The sequence below is a fragment of the Endozoicomonas sp. PH6C genome, assembly GCF_059322965.1.
The window spans coordinates 4,224,821-4,244,617 of sequence record NZ_CP185342.1 but is presented as its reverse complement, the minus strand read 5'-3'; the positions used below and the strand labels follow the sequence as shown (position 1 = coordinate 4,244,617).

20 protein-coding genes and 1 other RNA gene are annotated in these 19,797 nt (G+C 49.8%); 16 read left to right on the top strand and 5 right to left on the bottom strand.

Features of this window, described 5'->3' with window-relative positions; all coding sequences use genetic code 11:
* The first annotated feature begins 372 nt into the window (after positions 1 to 372).
* From ACOMG9_RS16550 to ACOMG9_RS16520, 7 genes are all read left to right on the top strand, one after another.
* The gene (locus tag ACOMG9_RS16550) at positions 373 to 1,404 is read left to right on the top strand and encodes a methionine ABC transporter ATP-binding protein (protein WP_494530394.1); all 1,032 of its coding nucleotides are present in this window, start codon (positions 373 to 375) and stop codon (positions 1,402 to 1,404) included.
* Complete coding sequence (locus ACOMG9_RS16545; protein WP_422134538.1) at positions 1,394 to 2,050, top strand: methionine ABC transporter permease; 657 nt, start codon at positions 1,394 to 1,396, stop codon at positions 2,048 to 2,050. The genes ACOMG9_RS16550 and ACOMG9_RS16545 overlap by 11 nt, the downstream gene beginning before the upstream one ends.
* Before the next feature lie 79 nt (positions 2,051 to 2,129).
* Complete coding sequence (locus tag ACOMG9_RS16540; RefSeq protein WP_422138486.1) at positions 2,130 to 2,948, top strand: MetQ/NlpA family ABC transporter substrate-binding protein; 819 nt, start codon at positions 2,130 to 2,132, stop codon at positions 2,946 to 2,948.
* Positions 2,949 to 3,234: 286 nt separating this feature from the next.
* On the top strand, positions 3,235 to 3,870 hold the full coding sequence (locus ACOMG9_RS16535; RefSeq protein WP_422134536.1) for a glutathione S-transferase N-terminal domain-containing protein: 636 nt from the start codon (positions 3,235 to 3,237) through the stop codon (positions 3,868 to 3,870).
* A 165-nt stretch (positions 3,871 to 4,035) separates the two neighbouring features.
* A complete protein-coding gene (locus ACOMG9_RS16530; protein WP_494529110.1) occupies positions 4,036 to 4,200 on the top strand; it encodes a hypothetical protein in 165 nt (54 codons plus the stop codon).
* A complete protein-coding gene (locus tag ACOMG9_RS16525; RefSeq protein WP_422134535.1) occupies positions 4,197 to 4,661 on the top strand; it encodes a ClpXP protease specificity-enhancing factor in 465 nt (154 codons plus the stop codon). Before ACOMG9_RS16530 ends, ACOMG9_RS16525 begins: the two co-directional genes overlap by 4 nt.
* 260 nt (positions 4,662 to 4,921) lie before the next feature.
* Positions 4,922 to 5,524, top strand: a complete 603-nt coding sequence (locus ACOMG9_RS16520; protein WP_448217688.1) for an NADPH-dependent FMN reductase — start codon at positions 4,922 to 4,924, stop codon at positions 5,522 to 5,524.
* Positions 5,525 to 5,850: 326 nt separating this feature from the next.
* Here the strand turns inward: ACOMG9_RS16520 and ACOMG9_RS16515 are convergent, their stop codons facing one another.
* The 5 genes from ACOMG9_RS16515 to ACOMG9_RS16495 all read right to left on the bottom strand — a co-directional run bounded on the left by ACOMG9_RS16515 (position 5,851) and on the right by ACOMG9_RS16495 (position 10,288).
* Positions 5,851 to 6,453: a glutamine amidotransferase-related protein gene (locus ACOMG9_RS16515; RefSeq protein ID WP_448217687.1), complete on the bottom strand. Its 603-nt coding sequence runs from the start codon at positions 6,451 to 6,453 to the stop codon at positions 5,851 to 5,853.
* Between the two features lie 137 nt (positions 6,454 to 6,590).
* On the bottom strand, positions 6,591 to 7,163 hold the full coding sequence (locus ACOMG9_RS16510; RefSeq protein ID WP_494529109.1) for a BON domain-containing protein: 573 nt from the start codon (positions 7,161 to 7,163) through the stop codon (positions 6,591 to 6,593).
* 71 nt (positions 7,164 to 7,234) lie between these two features.
* Complete coding sequence (locus ACOMG9_RS16505) at positions 7,235 to 7,819, bottom strand: phosphoheptose isomerase (protein ID WP_448217686.1); 585 nt, start codon at positions 7,817 to 7,819, stop codon at positions 7,235 to 7,237.
* Positions 7,820 to 8,055: 236 nt separating this feature from the next.
* Positions 8,056 to 8,442, bottom strand: coding sequence for a YraN family protein (locus ACOMG9_RS16500; RefSeq protein WP_422134530.1), 387 nt, complete (start codon positions 8,440 to 8,442; stop codon positions 8,056 to 8,058).
* Positions 8,414 to 10,288 carry a penicillin-binding protein activator gene (locus ACOMG9_RS16495; protein ID WP_448217685.1) on the bottom strand — a complete coding sequence of 625 codons (1,875 nt, stop codon included), beginning with the start codon at positions 10,286 to 10,288 and terminating at the stop codon, positions 8,414 to 8,416. The genes ACOMG9_RS16500 and ACOMG9_RS16495 overlap by 29 nt, the downstream gene beginning before the upstream one ends.
* A gap of 210 nt (positions 10,289 to 10,498) precedes the next feature.
* Here ACOMG9_RS16495 and rsmI point away from each other — a divergent pair, with 210 nt between their 5' ends.
* From rsmI to mraY, 9 genes are all read left to right on the top strand, one after another.
* Complete coding sequence (gene rsmI / locus ACOMG9_RS16490) at positions 10,499 to 11,335, top strand: 16S rRNA (cytidine(1402)-2'-O)-methyltransferase (RefSeq protein ID WP_422409359.1); 837 nt, start codon at positions 10,499 to 10,501, stop codon at positions 11,333 to 11,335.
* A 79-nt stretch (positions 11,336 to 11,414) separates the two neighbouring features.
* An RNA gene (rnpB, locus tag ACOMG9_RS16485) (RNase P RNA component class A) lies at positions 11,415 to 11,793 on the top strand.
* A 435-nt stretch (positions 11,794 to 12,228) separates the two neighbouring features.
* Complete coding sequence (gene mraZ / locus ACOMG9_RS16480) at positions 12,229 to 12,684, top strand: division/cell wall cluster transcriptional repressor MraZ (protein ID WP_422134527.1); 456 nt, start codon at positions 12,229 to 12,231, stop codon at positions 12,682 to 12,684.
* A 24-nt stretch (positions 12,685 to 12,708) separates the two neighbouring features.
* On the top strand, positions 12,709 to 13,641 hold the full coding sequence (rsmH, locus tag ACOMG9_RS16475; RefSeq protein ID WP_422134526.1) for a 16S rRNA (cytosine(1402)-N(4))-methyltransferase RsmH: 933 nt from the start codon (positions 12,709 to 12,711) through the stop codon (positions 13,639 to 13,641).
* Between the two features lie 13 nt (positions 13,642 to 13,654).
* Positions 13,655 to 13,951, top strand: coding sequence for a cell division protein FtsL (gene ftsL / locus ACOMG9_RS16470; protein WP_448217684.1), 297 nt, complete (start codon positions 13,655 to 13,657; stop codon positions 13,949 to 13,951).
* Entirely contained in the window at positions 13,948 to 15,729 is a 1,782-nt protein-coding gene (locus ACOMG9_RS16465; protein WP_448217683.1) for a peptidoglycan D,D-transpeptidase FtsI family protein, read from the top strand. Before ftsL ends, ACOMG9_RS16465 begins: the two co-directional genes overlap by 4 nt.
* Positions 15,726 to 17,252 carry a UDP-N-acetylmuramoyl-L-alanyl-D-glutamate--2,6-diaminopimelate ligase gene (locus tag ACOMG9_RS16460; protein ID WP_494529108.1) on the top strand — a complete coding sequence of 509 codons (1,527 nt, stop codon included), beginning with the start codon at positions 15,726 to 15,728 and terminating at the stop codon, positions 17,250 to 17,252. The genes ACOMG9_RS16465 and ACOMG9_RS16460 overlap by 4 nt, the downstream gene beginning before the upstream one ends.
* Positions 17,249 to 18,706, top strand: a complete 1,458-nt coding sequence (locus tag ACOMG9_RS16455; protein WP_448217681.1) for a UDP-N-acetylmuramoyl-tripeptide--D-alanyl-D-alanine ligase — start codon at positions 17,249 to 17,251, stop codon at positions 18,704 to 18,706. Before ACOMG9_RS16460 ends, ACOMG9_RS16455 begins: the two co-directional genes overlap by 4 nt.
* Complete coding sequence (gene mraY / locus ACOMG9_RS16450; RefSeq protein WP_422134521.1) at positions 18,706 to 19,788, top strand: phospho-N-acetylmuramoyl-pentapeptide-transferase; 1,083 nt, start codon at positions 18,706 to 18,708, stop codon at positions 19,786 to 19,788. Before ACOMG9_RS16455 ends, mraY begins: the two co-directional genes overlap by 1 nt.
* The last annotated feature ends 9 nt before the right edge of the window (positions 19,789 to 19,797 follow it).

Below are 19,797 nucleotides of genomic sequence, written 5' to 3'. Positions count from 1 at the left end.
CAGGTCGTGCAGAGCCTGCGTGTTCTGCTGGTAGCGGCTGGTTGACTTTAGTTTTGGTGTCTATTACGATTCTGAGGATGCGCTGATTTGTCTTGGCTTGCGGGCGCTATAGAAATACCGCTAAAAGAAGGGTTTATGAACGAATTCATGAAAAACCACTCTGTTTAGCACAGGGTGGTTTTTTTTTGCCCTTGAAAAAGAGGTCGTTTAATCGATCTGAAGGCTGAAACTTTCGAGTGGGCAGTAGATACCTGATCAGGTATTTATAACCAGCTCTCACGCAACCCGCCAAGGCAGAAGAACTGATTGAACTGACTGAGTATAACTCAGGCAGTCATGCACTGATTGTATCTGAATCAGGCAGGAGTGATGATGATAGAACTGAAAAACCTTACCAAGGTGTTTAAAGCAGGAGGCAAGGAGGTCAGGGCTCTGGATGACATTAATCTCAGTGTCTCGGAAGGGTCAATCTACGGTGTGATTGGCTCAAGTGGTGCTGGCAAGAGTACGCTGATTCGCTGTGTCAATATGTTGGAGCACCCCAGCTCGGGTCAGGTCATAGTGGACGGTCAGGATCTTACTCATCTGGCCGGAAAGGGCCTGCGCCTGGCTCGTCACAATATAGGGATGATTTTCCAGCACTTCAATCTACTGTCGAGCCGAACGGTTTATCAGAATATTGCTCTGCCACTGGAACTGGCCGGTGCCAGTAAGCCTGAAATAGAAACGGCGGTGGCTCCTCTGCTGGATTTGACCGGTTTGAAAGAAAAGCGGGACAGCTATCCATCCCAGCTTTCAGGAGGGCAGAAACAGAGGGTGGCTATTGCCCGTGCCCTGGCCAGTAAGCCCAGAGTTCTCCTGTGTGATGAAGCTACCTCGGCACTGGATCCTCAGACTACGCGATCGATTCTGGCACTTTTGAAGGATATTAATCGTGAGTTGAAAATCACTGTGTTGATTATTACTCACGAGATGGATGTTGTTAAAACCATTTGTGATCGGGTTGCGATACTAAGCCATGGTCAGCTGATTGAAGAAAATGATGTCGAATCTTTTTTCCTGAATCCAGAAACGGAACTGGCGAGAGAGTTTGTCCGCAGTGCTATCCACGAAAAGCCGGCGGCTGAAGTGGAAAGTCGTTTTCAATCAGAGCCAAAAGAAGGCTCAAGGCCGGTTGTGCGGATTACCTTTGTCGGGCAGCGGGTAGTGGAGCCTCTGATTACCCGGGCGGCGAAGCAGTTTGGTACTGATTTTGTCATTCTGCAAGCTGACATTGAAACCGTTCATGGTAAGTCCATGGGGTTTCTGATGGTAGAAATTATGGGCGAGGAGTCAGACGTTGAGGCTTCCATGCAATTTCTTAAAGACAATGTGCAGGTGGAGGTAGTGGGCTATGTCAGCTGATTCCTGGCTTCTCCTGGGGAAGGCGCTTTGGGAAACCCTTTACATGACAGTAGTTTCTGGCGGACTCAGTTTCCTCTTTGGTATTCCGTTGGGTGTGTTGCTATATATTACCAAGCCCGGACGTATTAAAGAAAATGCAGCTTTAAACTCAGTGCTGGGTGCCGTCGTTAACGCTACACGTTCTGTGCCGTTTATTATACTGCTGGTAGCGATTATTCCTCTGACTCGCCTGCTGGTAGGAACCTCTATCGGGACAACGGCCGCGATTGTGCCGCTGACCCTGGCAGCTATCCCTTTTGTTGCCCGTATTGCTGAAGGTGCTATCAATGAGGTGCCTTCTGGACTGGTGGAGGCAGCCCAATCCATGGGCGCAACGCCTTTGCAGATTGTCAGTCGGGTATTGTTGCCCGAAGCACGTCCCGGGCTGATTAATGGTATGACCATTACTCTGGTGACCCTGGTCAGTTATTCGGCCATGGCGGGAGCCATTGGCGGTGGTGGTCTTGGTGACCTGGGTATCCGCTATGGCTACCAGCGTTTTGATGGCGTCATCATGCTCGCCACTGTGGTGGTGCTTATTGTGCTGGTTCAGTTGATACAGAGCATTGGCGACCGTTTGCAAAATTATTACGACAGAACTCGCTGAGTGTTTGTGAATTAAACCATTGAATGGGACAGGTTGTTTCAGTGCTTTGTCCCGAACTGGTTGAATGGAGAAGTGAAGAATGTTTGCAGTCAATAAATTAAAAGCACTTGCAGGCGCAGTGCTTATGGTCGCCAGTGTTCTGCTGGCGGGGTGTGGCTCTGAGAATTCCCCGGAAGGTCCTTTGAAGGTAGGCGTTATGGCAGGTCCGGAGGCTGACGTTATGAAAGTGGCCGCTGACATTGCTAAAAAAGATCATGGAGTGGATGTTGAATTGGTCGAATTTTCTGATTACGTCTCTCCCAATGTGGCTCTGGCAGATGGTTCTATTGATGCTAATGCCTTCCAGCACAAACCTTATCTGGACAGCATGATTCGTGATCGTGGTTTCAAGCTGGCGGCTGTAGGTAATACTTTTGTGTATCCGATTGGCGCATACTCCAGAAAAATCAAGGATATCAGCGAGCTCAAAGATGGAGCCAAAGTGGCTATTCCAAACGATCCAAGTAATGAAGGCCGTACACTGATCCTGCTGGATAACAAGGGCTTCATTAAACTCAAAGACGTCAGTAATCTTGAGGCGACACCGGCTGATATTGTTGAAAATCCTAAAAACCTTCAGTTCATTGAGTTGGATGCTGCCCAACTGCCTCGCTCTCTGGATGATGTTGACCTGGCTTTCATCAATTCAACCTACTCTGTGCCTGCAGGTCTGCTGCCAGGGCGAGATGCACTGCTGGTTGAAGGTAAGGACTCACCTTATGTCAATCTGATTGTGGCACGTGAGGATAATAAAGGGGATCCTCGCATTCAGACTCTGGTTGAGTCTTACCATACTCCGGCAGTGGAAGAAAAAGCCAGGGAGTTGTTTAAAGGCAGTGCAGTTCCTGGCTGGAAGTAATTTGTTTTCCTCAAAAGATCTTGAGTAGCTTGTGAGAAAGCCCGCTGATTTCAGAGGGCTTTAGCTTGTTTGTTCGGATTTTTAGGGTTGTTCTCTGGGTTATTTGCTCTTGTTTTACGAAAGTTTCCGTGGTGCCTATTCCGCAGGGCGTAAAGTTTGCTAAGATAACCCGTTATTTTCTTGTGTCGGCCCGTCAAGTCAGCGCTGCTCATCCGAATTATGGGATCGAATGAGTAAGCTGGCTCGCTCGGGAGCTCTTTTCCTTTGCATGAGGCGGGGGTACTTCATGGCTGTAGTTGCCAAAAAGTCATCCATGATTTTTTTCTCGGATCCATCTGACCACTACTGTCACAGGGTTCGTATTGTTCTGGCCGAAAAAGGGGTCGCGGTAGATATTCAGGATGTGAACCCTGAAAATCTGCCTCAGGAACTGTCTGATCTCAACCCGTATAATAGCCTTCCAACTCTGGTTGATCGTGAGCTGGTGCTTTATGAGCCGAGCGTCATGATGGAGTATCTGGATGAGCGTTTTCCTCATCCACCACTGTTGCCGGTTTATCCGGTCAGCCGTGCCCAGAGCCGTCTGATGATGCACCGCATCCAGAAAGATTGGTGCAGCCTGGTAGATGCTATTACGGATCCAAAAACCAAAGAGACGCCTGCGGCCCGTGCTCGTAAAGAGCTTCGTGAAAGCCTGTTGTCCGTAGCGCCTATTTTTGCTGAAAAGCCATTCTTTATGAGTGATGAGTTCACCCTGGTGGACTGCTGTGTAGCCCCAATTCTCTGGAGGCTCCCCGCGATGGGCATTGAACTGCCCAAGCAGGGGCAGGCGATCCTGGATTATGCTGAACGTTTGTTCGAGCGCGAATCCTTCAAAGAAAGCCTGTCTGAAATTGAAAAAGAGATGCGTGAAACTCTTTGATTTAAACTAGACCCTGGCAGTCTGGCTGCCAGGGCTAAATAATCTGGCCAAGCAGTCATGAGCTGAGAGTATGTTCGAATCTTTGACTGTCAGACGATTGTTCCAGGCAGCCGATGCTCTTGGCAGATTAGAAGTGTTTTCTCTGTTTCAGGGGCTGTCGCAAAAATGGTGCACTTCGCCGATACGGTGTTAAAAAGTGACCTGCTTTGCTTGCTGCTTTTCGAAACCCTTATCCACGGAGAGGGTCAGGGGACTTCTTCTATAGTGGCTATTGATGGCTCCTGGGTCAGACAGTTGTCCGGAGTTAGTCTGGATGGAGACATATTATGACAATGACCAGCAGTCGCCCTTATATTGCCAGAGCAATCTACGACTGGATTCTTGAAAATGACTGCACCCCATACATTCTGGTGGATACTGCCCGTAAAGGGGTAGAGGTGCCCAGAGAGTATGTTAAGGATAATCAAATAGTCCTCAATATTTCCCCGGCAGCAGTGCGTGCCATGCATATGGGAAATGATGTTATTACCTTTGATGGTCGCTTTGGTGGTGAGGCATTGACCATAGTGGTTCCTGTTGAATCGTTGATGGCCATCTATGCCCGTGAGAACGGTCAGGGTATGGTATTTGAAGTTGAGCCTGTTGCCGAGTCGGAAGAGCATGTGTCTCCTCATTTTGAGCTGGAGGCTGTGTCGGGTCCGGAGTCTCAGGAAGCCTCCGTTGAAAAAGAAGAGCGGTCCGAAAAAACTCCCCGTAAGCCTGGCAAGCCGAATCTGAAAGTTGTTAAGTAAGTCGGGGCTTAAAACTCTGCGGTTTATTTTTTGGTTTGGTTTTTCTGACCAGGCTGGCTTCGCTTTAGCAGGGTGTTCTGGTTATTATTTCCCGGTGTTTGGTAATCGGAATAGTTATACCAGTCGTGCTTTCTAACTCCCGTGATGAGCGTGAGGCGTCATAGCCTTAGCTATGGCGACGTCGCCAACGCAGGATTAAGGCTCAAATCTTCAGCGCAACAGGGAGTTAGAAAGTTCGATTGGTATTAGAAGAGGTGTTGATGAACCTGACTATTATTAGCGGAAGCCACCGTAAGGAATCCCAGAGTGCTCGTATCAGTCATGTGCTCAAACTGCGTGCACAGGCACTGGCGCTGTTTGATCAGGTAGATATTCTTGATCTGGCAGAAAATCCTCTGCCATTGTGGGATGAGTCCATCTTTTCTGGCAATAAAGAGTGGAAGTCCCTTTTGGCTCCCTGGAAAGCCAGATTAAACGACAGTGATGCGATTATAGTGGTGTCGCCGGAGTGGAATGGCATGGTTCCTTCAGGTCTGAAAAACTTTTTCCTGATCTTCGGGGCGCAGCAGTTAGGACATAAGCCAGGCCTGATCACAGCTGTGTCTGCTGAGCAGGGCGGTTCTTATCCCGTTATGGAGTTGCGCTCAAGCAGCTATAAAAATTGTCGTCTCTGCTACATTCCAGATCACCTTATTGTACGAAATGTGGCTTCTGTTATGACGGGTGAAGATGCAGAAGCTGATCGCCAAATGCAAGAGCGTATGGATTACAGTCTTGTTGTCCTGAAAGAGTATGCTCTTGCGTTGAAAGGTGTGCGTGAAAGCGGTGTTATTGATCACAAGACTTTCCGGAACGGTATGTGAGTTTCATTCAGAGTGCGTTCATTGCGCTCTTCCCCCTCCTCTTCGGTGGTTATTCTCTCGTCTGAAAATGTGCGCTTGATAGGCTGAGAAATCCCGGATTTTTGGTTGCAGGTCTGAAATCCTTTTCTAAGCTATGGTCATGGTTATGCAGGAGTGTTTTATGAAGCGCAGCAGTCTGCTTCTCATTCTGGCTATCATCGTTCTCCTGATCGGACGATCAAGCCCTGTTACCAAAGATAGTCGTTCAATTACGACGAAAGACGCTCCTCGTATGAATCTTATGGATTCTTTTTCGGAACTCTGCAGTAGTCTCTTGGTTGAACTCACTAGCCTTTATTCTGCTTGGACGCCCATCTCATAAAGTTTAAAAAAAGCTGCTTGCCGTTATCGCCGGACACTTCAGGGTGAAACTGTACGCCAAGTATCGGGCGGTCATTGATGCTGATCGCTTCTACGTCGTAAAACTCCGACTCTGCCAGGATCCTTGTGTTCGCTCCTGCCTGAATGCCCTCGCAATGATCCTCTTTAAAGAGAGGGGGTGCTGGAAGGTCTTCAAAAAGGCCATGCTTTTCAAGAATAATGATGCTGTCTTGATCTCGTCTTTCCTGTCCCCTGAAGACTTGGCCACCATGTATCAGGGCGATTGCCTGATGACCAAGGCATATACCGAGGGTGGGTGGGAGAGGTTCCCGAAGGAATTCAAATTGTTGCATTAACGCCTCTGTTTTCTCAGGGCTGTCAGTAAACAGGAATGGACCGCCGGAAATAATGACGGCTGTTGCCTGTTTGAAATTGAATTGATTGGCGCTTTTCAAAGCAATAGTTTTGGAAGCTGTGCCCAGACTGGAAAGGGTCTTTTTTATCTCGGGAGTTGTGTTACTGCCGCAATCAATAACGATGACCTGGTTGGTTTTGATCTGATTCATCATACTCTCGGGAAATAAGGATGAGCGTTTATCAGGGGCTTTATACCAATTGAACTTTCTGACTCCCTATTGCGCTGAAGATGTCACTGGGAAGAAATAAAGGAAGAGGGAGCAAGGCGCAAGGCTTTCCCCTCATTCGATTACTGAATATATTCAAAGACTTTGACTATTTTCTGAACACCGCCAGTGTTTCTGGCAATATCCACTGCTGCCTGTGCCTGTCTGGGAGTAGTCAGTCCCATCAGGTAGACAGTGCCTTTTTCTGTATTGATCTTGATGCGGTCTGCAGAAACTTCTTCACTCTGGATCAGGTTCGCTTTCACCTTGGTGGTCAGCCAGGAGTCATTGCTCTGTTCAAGCAGGCTGGCATTACTGCCCAGAGTGAGTTCGTTGTAGACCTTGTCAACTTCTTTCACATTCCCGGCGGTTTCTTCTGCGAGGCGCTTAAGTTCATTACTGGATACCTGTCCGATTAAAAGCACTGTGCCATTGAAGCTGATGATTTTAATCCGGCTGTCTTTAAACCGTTCATCGGCTTTATTAATGTTAACGGCGGCTATGGTTTCGATGGTCTGGTCGTCTATCAAGTTGCCCCATGAGCGTTCAGTGGGGTCTGTTCGGATGGGGTCTTCATTGACGCTGCCGACAATGGTCGCACAGCCCCCCAGCAGAAAGAGTGAGCTAGTTAAAATCAGAGCGTTTAAACGCTTCACCTTGTTACCTCCTGGTGGGGGATGAATTAAACGTAGTCAGTCTTATAGTCAAAATAGTCTTTCATCGAGACTTACTCTCCGGAAAACAGGAACTCATCGATCAGGTCACACAGGCAATGAACGACCAGTTTATGAACTTCCCGAATACGTGGAGAGCTATTATCCGGAACCCGGATTTCAATATCTTCCGGATGCAGTAATCTCGCCATATCGCCACCGCTTTTACCCGTCAGGGCAATGACCTGGATATCGCGATCATGAGCGGCCTGAATAGCTTGAACGATATTGGGACAATTGCCCGATGTCGAGATCGCTAAAAGAATGTCGCCTTGTTGCCCCAATGCCCTGATTTGTTTTGAGAAAACTTCGTGAAAGCTGGTGTCATTAGCGATTGAGCTTAATATCAAATTGTCGGCGCACAGAGACATGGCTGGTAATGAAGGTCTTTCTCGTTCATAACGATTGAGCAGCGCGGAAACAAAATGCTGGGCATCTCCTGCGGAGCCGCCGTTTCCGCAGGCCAGGATTTTTCCTTCGTTAAGAAGGGTTTGCACCATAAGCTCGGATGCCTGGGCGATCAGGGGAGGTAAACAGTCAGCGGCACGAATTTTGGCGTCAATGCTGTCTGAAAAATGTTGTGTAATGCGCTCATGCATGTCTCAAAATCCCGAATAGTTCGACGCCGTGCGTTTCGCAACTGGCATTTTCTTTCGCTATGGGCATTAGAAAACCGTGAAAGCCTCATGAGTTCATGGCTAGCCAGGTACTTAATAGATCAGTTAGTTTACCGTGATTTTTTTTTCATTACCCCTTTTAAATACCATCATCCATTGGGGAAGTTAAGAGCGAGTGATGTTTACGCATTTTATCAGTTGTCAGGTTGCATACAGGTTTAAAAAATACCTTTGATCCATTCTATAGGCTTTTCGGAGTTTGCGTCATCATGGATGGATGCATTTTTGAGCAAAAGTGCATCGAAGCGGCAAAGCCTGTGCTGGTGGTTCGAGTGCAGGGCGAGAAAGTGATTGGCTGCTTTTCTGATTTTATTTTGCTTGCGGTAGGTAATGGACTCGGCAGCTGAACCAAATTGTGACTGTGATCTGAATCGGACTTCTACAAAAACCAGTGTTTCTTTTTCGAGCATGATCAGATCTATCTCTCCTGCTTTGCAGGCATAGTTTCTATTGACCAGCTTCATGCCCCGGGCTTTGAGGTATTCCAAAGCCCGGTTTTCTGCGCAAAGCCCCTTATTATTGAGAAGCTTTAATTGCCAGAACATCAGCTTTCCTTTGAATCGAAACAGGCAGTGCTCTCAGTCGACCATCCCGGAAGATTTGCCAGGAAAGCTCCCTCACCACATGGTGTTTGTTGTTAATGCTAAGCATGCCTGTCAGTCCTTCCAGACGACTGCCTGGCAGACTGGCAAGTTGTTGCAGGCGGGGATACAACTTAAAAGCGTCAGCTCCCATGGCGTAAAGACTGCCATACTGGCCTTTTGAGCTGCTCCAGGTGGCTTTTATATTGGACTCGAGACTGCTTTTCTGGCCAGGCAGGTACCAGGTCATTACAGGGATTCTGAGGTTGTTCAGATCCTGATCTCTGCCAGGGTCGACTCTACCGGAGTATGCGCTGGAAGTGGCATAAACAGGCAGCTTGCCAGCGAACTGGTAAGAGAGGGCAGGCTTGAGCTGGCGAGCTTCCTTGGGGTGGGAAGGCATGTAGATCATGTCAATATCGTGTCTTCTGCGGGGAGTAAAGCCCAGTGGCTCTCTCAGAACTCTGCTCAACTCTTTGGCACGTTTCTGGCTTTCGTCAACCAGCAGCGCCTGACCAGCCAGTTGGCTGAATTCGGTCTTGTTGTTGAATTTAGTAACACCGGCCACCTCGCCACCGAGTTTTGTCCATTCGGACACAAAGCTGTTGGAGGCTCTGTCACCCCATGAAGTCTCCGGGCGAAGTATCAGTACACGATGGTGTCCATCCAGAATGCCGCGACGGGCCACAGCTCTGCCTTCATCTTCGATGGATAGACCGTACTCGAAGAAGCTGTTGTTTTGTCCGGGGTTGCTCCTGCTGTCTTCGAGGTTGTTCAGTGCAAGAATTGTAAGGTTGTCGGGCGTATTTTCTTTTAACAGGCCGACGTTAGTTTTATCCAAAGGACCGATGATCAGTTTGGCACCTTCATTTTTGGCTTGGTTAGCCAGCTCGACAACGTTCTTGCCGTGAGTGTCCAGTATGCTCACTTCGGGTAGGGTCTCATCAGCAAGATTCTGGTGATAAGCAGCGAGAAAGCCGTCGCGAATGGCTCTGCCTGCAGAGGCCAGTGGGCCGCTGACAGGAAGAAGAAGAGCAATTTTGTCGGGCTGCTGAGTGCTGGCTGTCTGAAGCGCACTGATGTCTTTCGGCAGGTAGGTTGTTGCAGGGTGGCCAGGCCAGCGAGTTCGCCAGTGGCTCAAGTCGGCCAGTTGCTCGCTCACGGATTTGCCCGGGCGGTAAATCAGGGCAAGTTGCAGCCAGCCTTTCATGGTTCTGTTGTTAGTCTGACTGTCCAGGCTGATCAGGCGCTCTTCAGGTGCGTTAAGCAGGGTTTCCCAGAAGGCGTTGCGGCTCTTGGGTTGTTGGTCGAGTTCACTTATGTTGGACAGCATGCTCCATTCATCCAGCGCTGCAACGTACTCCCCGAAGCGGTTATACGCGCGTGCTTTGAGGATATGGCTTTGATCCAGAAGCCCGGTATTGCTGCTGTTAATGACGACAGCTCGATCCAGCCAGACAAATATTTCCCGGTTCTGCCCTGCCTGCTCAGCAATGCGGGCTCTTGCCACGGCCATTTCTGCTTTCAGAGTCTCGGGTAGCTCTTCATAATTCAGGCTGTTCAGAATGGTTTTTGCCCTGCCCATCTGGTTGTTGATCAATTGCCCGGCGGCCTTGATTTTGAGTCTTGCACTCTCCGGAAATGAGCTGCGTTCGGCTCGTTCCAGCAGTTGGTCTGCTCCTTCCGGGGCCAGTTCGTGGGTGGGTGCAGGCAGTTCAGCAACTTTGCTGGGCTGTAATGAGCACCCCGTAAGCACTGCGCTGATCAGCAGTGTATTGATGAGAATGCGTTTGGAAAGGTTCTGGCTCATAAAATCGGAGTCAACGACCGAACTGTTTTTGATCTCCCTATTCTACCTCAACAGGGTCATTGCGTCAGCCTGATGGACGTGGTTTGAGAAATCAGTTAGCTAAGGATTCTGTCAACGACGATATGATAAGAGTAAACTCATGGTCGTTTGATTCTTAATACTTCCCTTGCTATGAACGACCTTCATACTGGATAAATTGGCTGGCAGGATATGTCTGAAAGTGCACTTTTTGTTGTTTCGACCCCCATTGGTAATCTCGATGATATGACACCAAGAGCCATTGAGGTGCTGAAGCAGGTGTCAGTGATTGCGGCGGAAGATACCCGACACAGTCGCAAGTTACTCAATCACTTCGGGATCGATACCCCCATGATTCCCTGTCATGAGCATAATGAACGGCATCAGGCAGAGGTGTTGCTGGCTCGATTGCAGCAGGGTGATTCTGTGGCATTAATCAGTGATGCCGGAACGCCCCTGATTTCAGACCCGGGTTTTGTATTGGTGCGAATGGTCAGGGAGCAGGGTATTAAAGTGGTGCCTGTGCCAGGTGCCTGTGCGCTTGTGGCGGCTCTCTCGGTCAGTGGTTTGCCAACAGACAGGTTCTACTTTGAAGGCTTTCTACCGGCCAAATCCTCTGGTAGGAAGAAAAGGCTCGAAGCGCTGGGTGCGATGACCAATACCTGGGCTGTGTACGAATCTACACACCGAATTCTCGATAGCCTTGCTGATTTTCGGGAAGTGTTGGGTGGAGACCGGTACGTTGTGTTGGCCAGGGAGTTGACCAAAACATTTGAGACGGTGCTGGCGGGCAAGGTAGAAGCGTTGGAGAAAATACTGCAGGAAGACTCCAATCAGTGTCGTGGCGAGTTTGTGGTTTTGGTAGAGGGGGCTGAGGAGCAGAAGCAAGAGGCTGTTGATCCTGAAACCGCTAAATTACTGCAACGGCTGCTGCAGGAGTTGCCCGCTAAAAAAGCCGCTGCCGTGATTGCAGATGTTTCCGGGTATCGCAAGAAGCAGCTCTATGAGCTGTCACTCGCAATGAAATAAGTTGTAATTGATTCAGATAATAAGTTTGTGAAATGAACGAATTGCAGTGAGGGGAATCATTCGGTAGTATTCGCCGCCTCGAGTTGGCCGGGCAGTCGCTGTCAGTTACTGTTTCAGTATCTGGTGGAGGAAAGTCCGGGCTCCAAAGGGTACGGCGCCAGGTAACGCCTGGGGGGCGAGAGCCTACGGAAAGTGCAGCAGAGAGCAGACCGCCTAAGTCACCATGCGGTGACCGGTAAGGGTGAAAGGGTGTGGTAAGAGCGCACCGCGTGACTGGTAACAGTTCACGGCATGGTAAACCCCGCCTGGAGCAAGACCAAATAGGAATCCTGAAGGTGTGACCCGCACTGGATTCGGGTAGGTTGCTTGAGGTGTCTGGTGACAGGCATCCCAGATGAATGATTGCCCAGACCTGTCTTCAGGTTGGACAGAACCCGGCTTACAGGCCAACTCGAGATTTACTTTTTCTTCCGCTATCCATTACCCGAATCTAACCGGAAACGGCTTTTTCAGGTGTCACTGACCGGTCAGCAGATCGCTGGTGCTTTGGGTATCAAAATCGTCAATTGTCTGAAATTTTTACAATTTTTTTCGGGCGCTTTTCCTGCTTCATGGGCTTAAACAGCTCTCCTCTTCAAGCTGCTCATTTTTATGCACTTTTTTAATGCAGGGCACTGTGTGTGAGGTCTCTGGAGGAGTCAATTATTTGACCCATCAGACAGATTCTGACCTTGACGTGGGTTTTTCAGGTTTCTATAGTGTGCTTCAGTGGAGTAAAGTGGATAAATGTGGAGTTAAGTGTGCATTACGTGGAGAAAAGGGATGTCGGTTAACACGTTTTCTCTTCGGACTGTGGCCTGCCATTCTGGCTGAATTGACTAGAGGGAAGCGGTTTGTTTCGTGGGGTTAATGCCATCAACCTCGATGCCAAAGGGCGTCTTGCAATACCTACCCGTTATCGGCAGGTGTTGAAAGATCGTTGTGAGGGCAGTCTGGTGGCGACCATTGATACCGATGAGCCCTGTCTCCTGATTTATCCACAGGATGAGTGGGAGGCTATTCAGGCAAAGATTGAAGCCCTGCCCAGTTTTCATCCGATGACACGCCGAATACAAAGACTTCTTATTGGTCACGCTACCGACATTGATATGGATGGCAGTGGACGAGTTTTAGTGCCTCCCTTGCTCAGGGATTATGCGGGTATGGATAAGCGCTGCATTTTGCTGGGACAAGGCAAAAAATTTGAACTGTGGGATGAAGCCTGCTGGAACCAGAGACGAGATGATTATCTTCACGAAGCCAGTGGGTCCGCTGAAGTGCCCGCTGAGCTCCAGTCTTTGTCCCTCTGATGGGTATTTGCCCGGACAAGATAGATGACATTGCAAGAGCAATCAGATCAGCATATTACTGTGCTGCTAGAAGAAGCGGTTGAAGCTTTGGTTACAGATCCTGACGGGCTCTATGTCGACGGGACATTTGGTCGTGGCGGTCACAGTCGTGCAGTCCTGGAAAAGCTGTCTGACAGAGGCAGGCTGGTAGGCATCGACAAGGACCCGAGAGCGATCGCTGCAGCCCGGGAGCTGGCTGAAACGGATAGCCGTTTTTCCATTTATCATGGCTCTTTTGCTGATTTGGAAGAGGCCCTTGATGGTCAGAAAGTAGAAGGTGTTCTGCTTGATCTGGGGGTTTCTTCGCCGCAGTTGGACAACGCCGAGCGAGGTTTCAGCTTCATGCAGGATGGTCCGTTGGATATGCGGATGAATACCACGCAGGGAGAAAGTGCAGCTGACTGGATTAATCGTGCGCAAGAGCAAGAAATCAGCAAGGTGATCTGGGAACTCGGCGAAGATCGTTTTTCGCGCAGAATTGCTCGGGCCATCGTCAGGGAAAGGGAAGGAGAGCCTATTACGACCACGAAACGTCTGGCAGGAATTATTGCTTCTGCCAGCCCTTCCAGAGAGAAGAACAAGCATCCGGCTACCCGTGCTTTTCAGGCCATTCGCATCCATATCAATCGCGAACTGGATGATCTGGTGGATTGTCTGGATGCTGCATTGGAAGAGCTCAAACCAGGTGGGCGTCTGGTGGTTATCAGTTTTCACTCACTGGAAGACAGGATTGCCAAAAGGTTTATCAGAAAGCAGTCCAGAGGCGATGAGTTGCCGCGCTGGATTCCGGTGACGGAAGATCAGCTTAACAAACGAATGCGGCCCGTCGGTAAAGCGATCAAGCCCGGCGAGCAAGAGGTCAAAGCTAATCCAAGAGCGAGGAGTGCCGTCATGCGAATTGCTGAGAAGCTAATCTGACAAGGCTGTAAAAATGGACAGACAACCGCTGCAGGCTTTGTTTCGCAAATCTGGTTTAGTCAGTGTGATGTTGCTGGCCGGTGTTCTTGTGTCGGGGGTGGCTGTGAGCTTTGTCAAGCATGAAAACAGACTGCTTCACAATGAACTTCAACAGGCGTTTGAGCAGAGAAACAAAGCCCAGGTTGAATGGGGGAAGTTGCTTCTGGAGCACAGTTCCCTGACCAGTCCGGGGCGAGTGGAAAGAATTGCAAGGGATGAATTGAACATGGAAGTGCCTGATGCTGGAAGTATAAAAATGGTGATGCCGTGAAGACTGCAGCAAGACCGGCCAGTGCCAGCAGGAAAAAACAGGCTGGCGAGGAAAAGGCTCTGCCTTACCGCTGGCGAGTAAAGCTTTTGCAGATCTTGTTTATAATGGCTGGCCTGGTGATTGGTTATCGTCTCGTAGATCTTCAGGTTTTAAATCGTCATTTTCTTCAGAGCGAAGGTGATAAACGCGCTGTTCGCCATGAGTCCATACCGGCTCATCGGGGCGTCATATTTGATCGAAACGGTAAGATTTTGGCGGTAAGTGCCCCTGTGATGACCGTATGGGCTGACCCTCAGGACTTGATCAAGGCACCAGAGCACTGGCATAAGCTGGCATTTGCGCTCAAGGTTGATGAAAGCTGGCTGGCAAAAAAGATAACAAGCAACGCAGCAAAGGAATTTATCTATCTTAAACGTCAGATGACACCGGAGCAGAGTGAGAAAGTCGAAGCTCTGAAAGTGCCCGGCGTGCATATTCTTGACGAACAGCGACGTTACTACCCTATGGGTGAAGTGACATCGCATCTGGTGGGCATTACCGGTATTGATGATAAAGGTCAGGAAGGGCTGGAGCTGGGATATGATCATTGGTTAACCGGCTCCGAGGGAACTCGCAGGCTGCTGAAAGATCGCCGGGGTCGCCTTGCCAGAGAGGCCGAACTCGTGAAAAGCGCCCAACCCGGTAAGGAATTGATGCTCAGTATTGATTCCAGGCTCCAGTATATGGCTTATCGTGAGCTGAAAAGTGCTGTAGAAAAGGCCAAAGCCACAGCGGGCTCGCTGGTGATGATGGATGTCCAGACCGGAGAGATTCTGGCTATGGTCAATCAGCCGTCCTACAACCCGAATAATCGTACCGGGCTTCAGCCTTACCGAATGAGAAACCGGGTGATGACTGACCTGGTGGAGCCGGGCTCTACTCTCAAGCCTTTTACTGTCGCGGCAGCCATGGAGACCGGCAAGTATGATCGCTATACCCGGATTAAAACCGGCGTTGGCTACATGCGTGTTGGACAAAATGCGGTTAAGGATGTCAGGGGGTTTGGAACCATTGATGTCGAAACTGTTTTGAAAAAGTCCAGCAATATCGGCGTGAGCAAGATGGCACTGGATATCGGTGTCGATAAGGTTGTAGATCTGCTGCGCCGCGTGGGTATCGGGCAGAGCCCGGGAACGGGTTTTCCCGGAGAGAGGGCTGGGTTTCTCCCTTACAAGGATCGCTGGAGCGACATTGAAGTGGCTACCCTGTCCTTTGGTTATGGCTTGACAGTCACGCCATTACAGCTGGCGCAAGCCTATTCTGTGCTGGGGTCTGGTGGCTTACTCAGGCCAGCATCACTGATCAAGCGTGATGTGGCACCTGATGGTGTTCGGGTTATGGATGAAGATGTAGCACACGATGTTATGGAAATGCTTGGCAAAGTGGTGGGTAAAGGAGGGACTGGTTGGCGCGGTGCCGTCAAGTCCTACAATGTGGGTGGCAAAACGGGAACGGTTAAAAAAGTGGGTGGCAGTGGCTACCTTGAAGATCGTTACGTGGGTCTCTTTGCCGGTGTGGCTCCTGTGGGAAATCCTCGCATTGCTACTGTTGTCATTATTGATGACCCGGCTGGTCAGGATTACTACGGTGGCGTCATAGCCGGTCCGGTGTTTTCCAGGGTCAATGGTCAGGCTTTGCGGATGCTGGGTGTCAGACCCAGTGAAGAAAAGGTACTGACAGCTAAAAGACCCGGTCTGGAGCAGACCGGAGTTATGAAAATGAAACAGGATGGAACATGACCTCGTGTCAAATGACGTCTTTAAATGAAGTGCTGGCGGAGCTGAATCATCCTCCACTGGATGAAGACAAGACCCTCACAGGACTGACCCTCGACAGCCGCAAGCTGATCGGGGGTGAGCTGTTTCTGGCTGTGCCAGGGCTGAGTTCTGACGGTCGGGCGTTTATTGGTGCGGCCTTGGAGGCGGGCGCCTCTGCAGTGCTGGTTGATTCAAGTGGGGAGTCATTTTCTGAGACTGAATTTCTGGTCGGTAAACCTGTTATTTTTATCGAAAACTTAAAAACGCACATTAGCTTTCTTGCCGATCGATTCTATCGACAGCCGTCCACAAAGCTGAAGCTGATTGGCGTGACAGGAACCAATGGCAAAACCTCAACCTGTTGGTATGCAGCGCAGCTACTCTCTCTTCTGGGTGAGCCTTGTGCGGTGATGGGAACCCTGGGTAAAGGTCTTCCAACTGAGCTGGAACCCTGTCTGAATACTACTTCAGACCCTGTATCGACACAGGGCTTTATGGCTGAACTGGTGAGCAGAGATGTGTCTTCCATGGCCATGGAGGTTTCTTCTCATGGGCTGCATCAGGGGCGCGCAGATCAATTAGCGTTTGAAGTAGGCGTTTTTACAAATATCAGTCGTGATCATCTTGATTATCACAAAACGATGGACGCTTATGCAAAAGCCAAGGCTCTGCTTTTTGCCAACGGTCGTGTCAAAAAAGCGGTGATTAATCGGGATGATGACTATAGCGAACTGATGCTGTCCAGTTGTTCCGGTGTTACTGAAGTGTTTACTTTCTCTATGACCTCTGATCAGGCAGATATTACGGCTCGAAATATCCTCCTGGATTCAGGTGGAGTCAAGGCTGACCTTTATACGCCATGGGGTAAGGGACAGTTGAGGACGACTCAGCTGGGTCGTTTCAGTCTCGAAAATCTTTTGGCTGTTATCGGGGCGGTATGCTGTCAGGGTTATTCCCTGGAGCGAGTGCTTGAAAAGGTCCCTCAACTGAGCACTGTACCGGGAAGAATGCAAAGGTTGGGTGGTGGTCAGAAACCGGTGGTAGTGGTGGATTATGCTCATACTCCGGATGCCCTGGTGAGTGTCCTGAAAGCGTTGAGAGAGCACGGCGCTGCAAAATTAATCTGTGTCTTTGGGTGCGGTGGTGATCGTGATCGGGGTAAGAGGCCTCTCATGGCCCTAGCTGCTATGGAGGGTGCAGATGAAGTGATCGTGACCAGTGATAATCCCAGAAGTGAAGATCCTGAAGAAATAATCAGAGATACACTGACGGGAGTAGATCTGGCAGGTAGGCCAGTGACATCTGTCATCAATCGCGCAGAGGCTATTCGACAGGCTGTCAACAAGGCTGCTGTCGGCGATATTGTTGTTATCGCAGGCAAAGGACACGAGGATTATCAGGAGGTTAACGGCGTCAGGCATCACTTTGATGACAGTGAAGAAGCTGCAAAAGCCTTGAATCTCTGGCCGTCATCAACGTGTTCAGCCGGTGAGAGGGTAATATGATTCGTCCATTTACCCTTTCTGAAATAACCCATGAGCTTCAGGGGATTCTTCTGAGGGGGGATTCTGGTGCTGATACCACTATAACCGGTATAAGCATTGATACCAGAACCCTCGAGCAAGGTGATCTTTTTGTCGCCATCAAGGGCCCTCGGTTTGATGGTCATGCCTATGCGGATCAGGCTGAGGTTGCAGGCGCTGCGGCGGTCGTGGTTCAGGTGCCAGTTCCAGGTCTGGGAATTCCCCAGATTCAGGTCCAGGACACTGATCAGGCACTGGGACGACTGGGGCAGTTTAATCGTGAGTGTTTTCATGGCCCTGTCGTGGCAGTAACAGGAACCTGTGGCAAGACATCGGTCAAAGAGATGCTGGCCTCTGTCTTCGAGCAGGTTGGTAAGGTTCTGGCCACCCGGGGGAATTTAAATAACGCTTATGGTGTGCCTCTGACCCTGTTCAGGCTGGAAGCAGATCAGCAGCATGCAGTGATTGAGTTAGGAACCAGTTCCCCTGGAGAGATTGATTACATCACTCGCCTGACCGAACCGGATGTTGCCATCATTACCAATGCCTCAGAGAACCATCTCAAAGATTTGTTAACGCTTGAGGGCGTTATTCATGAGAAGGGTTTTATTCTCGACGGTCTCAAAAAAAATGGTATTGCCGTACTGAATTTAGATGATCCCAGCTTTCAACGCTGGAAACAGAGAGCTTTGAGACAGCCTGATCGAAAAGTGTTGTCCTTCAGTCTGAATAAGCGAGAAGCCGATGTGTTTGCCTCAGAGGTGTCTTCAACGTCTGAAGGTATGAGCTTCAGGTTGCATGTTGTTCAGGGAGGCATCGAAAAAGAGGCAAACGTGAAGCTGTCTTTCTGGGGGAAACATCAGGTTCAGAATGCCTGTTGTGTGGCCGCAGCGGCGTCTGCTGTCGGACTAGGGCTGGACATTATTGTCAGTGGATTGGAAAATGCCCGGCCTTATCAACAAAGAGGGACTCGTTACCCCCTGTCGGAGGGCCTTCTGGTCATCGACGAAAGTTATAACGCCAGTCCGATTGCCACTCTTGCTGCCATCGACCAGCTGGCAGACTGCGAGGGTAAAACCATCATGGTACTGGGAGACATGCTGGATCTTGGTGAGGTGAGTGAAGCCCGGCATGTTGATGTAGGTGAGTATGCTGCTACCCGGCATATTGATTGTTTTGCTGCCTATGGTGAGGCGACTGTCGCCTCTGTTGATGCATTCAGTCGTGAACTTCGCGGGGCTCAACGAGGCATGAAGGCAAAACATTTAAATGATAAAGAGGCTCTCTCGAACTGGGTAAAAAGTCGGATACAGGCGTTCAGAGAGCAACAGGCGGATTGTCCCATCACGGTTCTCGTCAAGGGATCGAATGGAATGAAAATGTTGGATGTAGTCAGATCCCTGGTGGGATCAGAATTTAAGGGAGAGCGCTGCTGATGCTGCTCTGGCTTGCGGAATTTCTAACGCAATACTATCACGGCTTTGCCGTTTTTAAATACCTCACACTCAGAGCTATTCTGGGTGTGCTTACTGCATTGGGAATGGGGCTCTGTCTCGGGCCCTATATGATTCGTCGGCTGAGCTACCACCAGATTGGTCAGGCAGTGCGTGATGATGGTCCACAATCTCACCTCAGCAAGGCTGGAACCCCGACTATGGGTGGGGCATTGATTCTGGTTTGTATTGCAGTCAGTACGCTACTATGGGCCAATCTGAGCAATCGCTATATCTGGGTAGTTTTGCTGGTAACAGCGGTATTCGGAATTGTTGGCTGGGTGGACGACTACCGTAAGGTGGTGGAAAAAAATTCAAGGGGCCTGCCAGCGCGCTGGAAGTTTTTCTGGCAGTCGGTCGCTGGATTGGGAGCAGCTGTCTTCCTCTACGCTACGGCTAATTCACCGGTAGAGACCAGTCTGATTGTACCTTTCTTCAAAAATATCGTCATTGATCTTGGGCCCTTTTTTATTGTACTGGCTTACCTGACCATTGTCGGTTGCAGTAATGCTGTGAATCTGACAGATGGTCTGGATGGTCTGGCGATCATGCCTACCGTTCTGGTGGCTTCTGCACTGGCAGTTTTTGCTTATGCCAGCGGTCATGTGAATTTTGCCCAGTACCTGCTCATTCCTTTTGTGCCTGGCTCGGGAGAGTTGGTGGTTTTTTGTGCCGCTATCGGTGGCGCGGGTCTGGCGTTTCTCTGGTTTAATACCTATCCCGCACAGGTTTTTATGGGGGATGTAGGTGCTTTGGCTCTCGGAGCAGCATTAGGTGTACTGGCGGTCATTGTGCGTCAGGAAATTGTGCTGGTCATTATGGGGGGGGTTTTTGTGATGGAGACGGTATCGGTGATTCTCCAGGTGGCTTCGTTCAAGCTCACCGGGCGCAGAATATTCCGTATGGCTCCACTGCACCATCATTTTGAATTGAAGGGTTGGCCTGAGCCCCGGGTGATTGTCCGCTTCTGGATTATTACCCTGATTCTGGTCCTGATTGGTCTTGCGTCACTGAAGATTCGTTAACACACTTTG

Bases quoted from the DNA above. Each gene is read 5' to 3' on its own strand.
- ACOMG9_RS16550 (WP_494530394.1), top strand. From the start codon at position 373: ATGATAGAACTGAAAAACCTTACCAAGGTGTTTAAAGCAGGAGGCAAG.
- ACOMG9_RS16545 (WP_422134538.1), top strand. From the start codon at position 1,394: ATGTCAGCTGATTCCTGGCTTCTCCTGGGGAAGGCGCTTTGGGAAACC.
- ACOMG9_RS16540 (WP_422138486.1), top strand. From the start codon at position 2,130: ATGTTTGCAGTCAATAAATTAAAAGCACTTGCAGGCGCAGTGCTTATG.
- ACOMG9_RS16535 (WP_422134536.1), top strand. From the start codon at position 3,235: ATGGCTGTAGTTGCCAAAAAGTCATCCATGATTTTTTTCTCGGATCCA.
- ACOMG9_RS16530 (WP_494529110.1), top strand. From the start codon at position 4,036: ATGGTGCACTTCGCCGATACGGTGTTAAAAAGTGACCTGCTTTGCTTG.
- ACOMG9_RS16525 (WP_422134535.1), top strand. From the start codon at position 4,197: ATGACAATGACCAGCAGTCGCCCTTATATTGCCAGAGCAATCTACGAC.
- ACOMG9_RS16520 (WP_448217688.1), top strand. From the start codon at position 4,922: ATGAACCTGACTATTATTAGCGGAAGCCACCGTAAGGAATCCCAGAGT.
- ACOMG9_RS16515 (WP_448217687.1), bottom strand. From the start codon at position 6,453: ATGATGAATCAGATCAAAACCAACCAGGTCATCGTTATTGATTGCGGC.
- ACOMG9_RS16505 (WP_448217686.1), bottom strand. From the start codon at position 7,819: ATGCATGAGCGCATTACACAACATTTTTCAGACAGCATTGACGCCAAA.
- ACOMG9_RS16500 (WP_422134530.1), bottom strand. From the start codon at position 8,442: ATGTTCTGGCAATTAAAGCTTCTCAATAATAAGGGGCTTTGCGCAGAA.
- ACOMG9_RS16495 (WP_448217685.1), bottom strand. From the start codon at position 10,288: ATGAGCCAGAACCTTTCCAAACGCATTCTCATCAATACACTGCTGATC.
- rsmI (WP_422409359.1), top strand. From the start codon at position 10,499: ATGTCTGAAAGTGCACTTTTTGTTGTTTCGACCCCCATTGGTAATCTC.
- rsmH (WP_422134526.1), top strand. From the start codon at position 12,709: ATGACATTGCAAGAGCAATCAGATCAGCATATTACTGTGCTGCTAGAA.
- ftsL (WP_448217684.1), top strand. From the start codon at position 13,655: ATGGACAGACAACCGCTGCAGGCTTTGTTTCGCAAATCTGGTTTAGTC.
- ACOMG9_RS16460 (WP_494529108.1), top strand. From the start codon at position 15,726: ATGACCTCGTGTCAAATGACGTCTTTAAATGAAGTGCTGGCGGAGCTG.
- ACOMG9_RS16455 (WP_448217681.1), top strand. From the start codon at position 17,249: ATGATTCGTCCATTTACCCTTTCTGAAATAACCCATGAGCTTCAGGGG.
- mraY (WP_422134521.1), top strand. From the start codon at position 18,706: ATGCTGCTCTGGCTTGCGGAATTTCTAACGCAATACTATCACGGCTTT.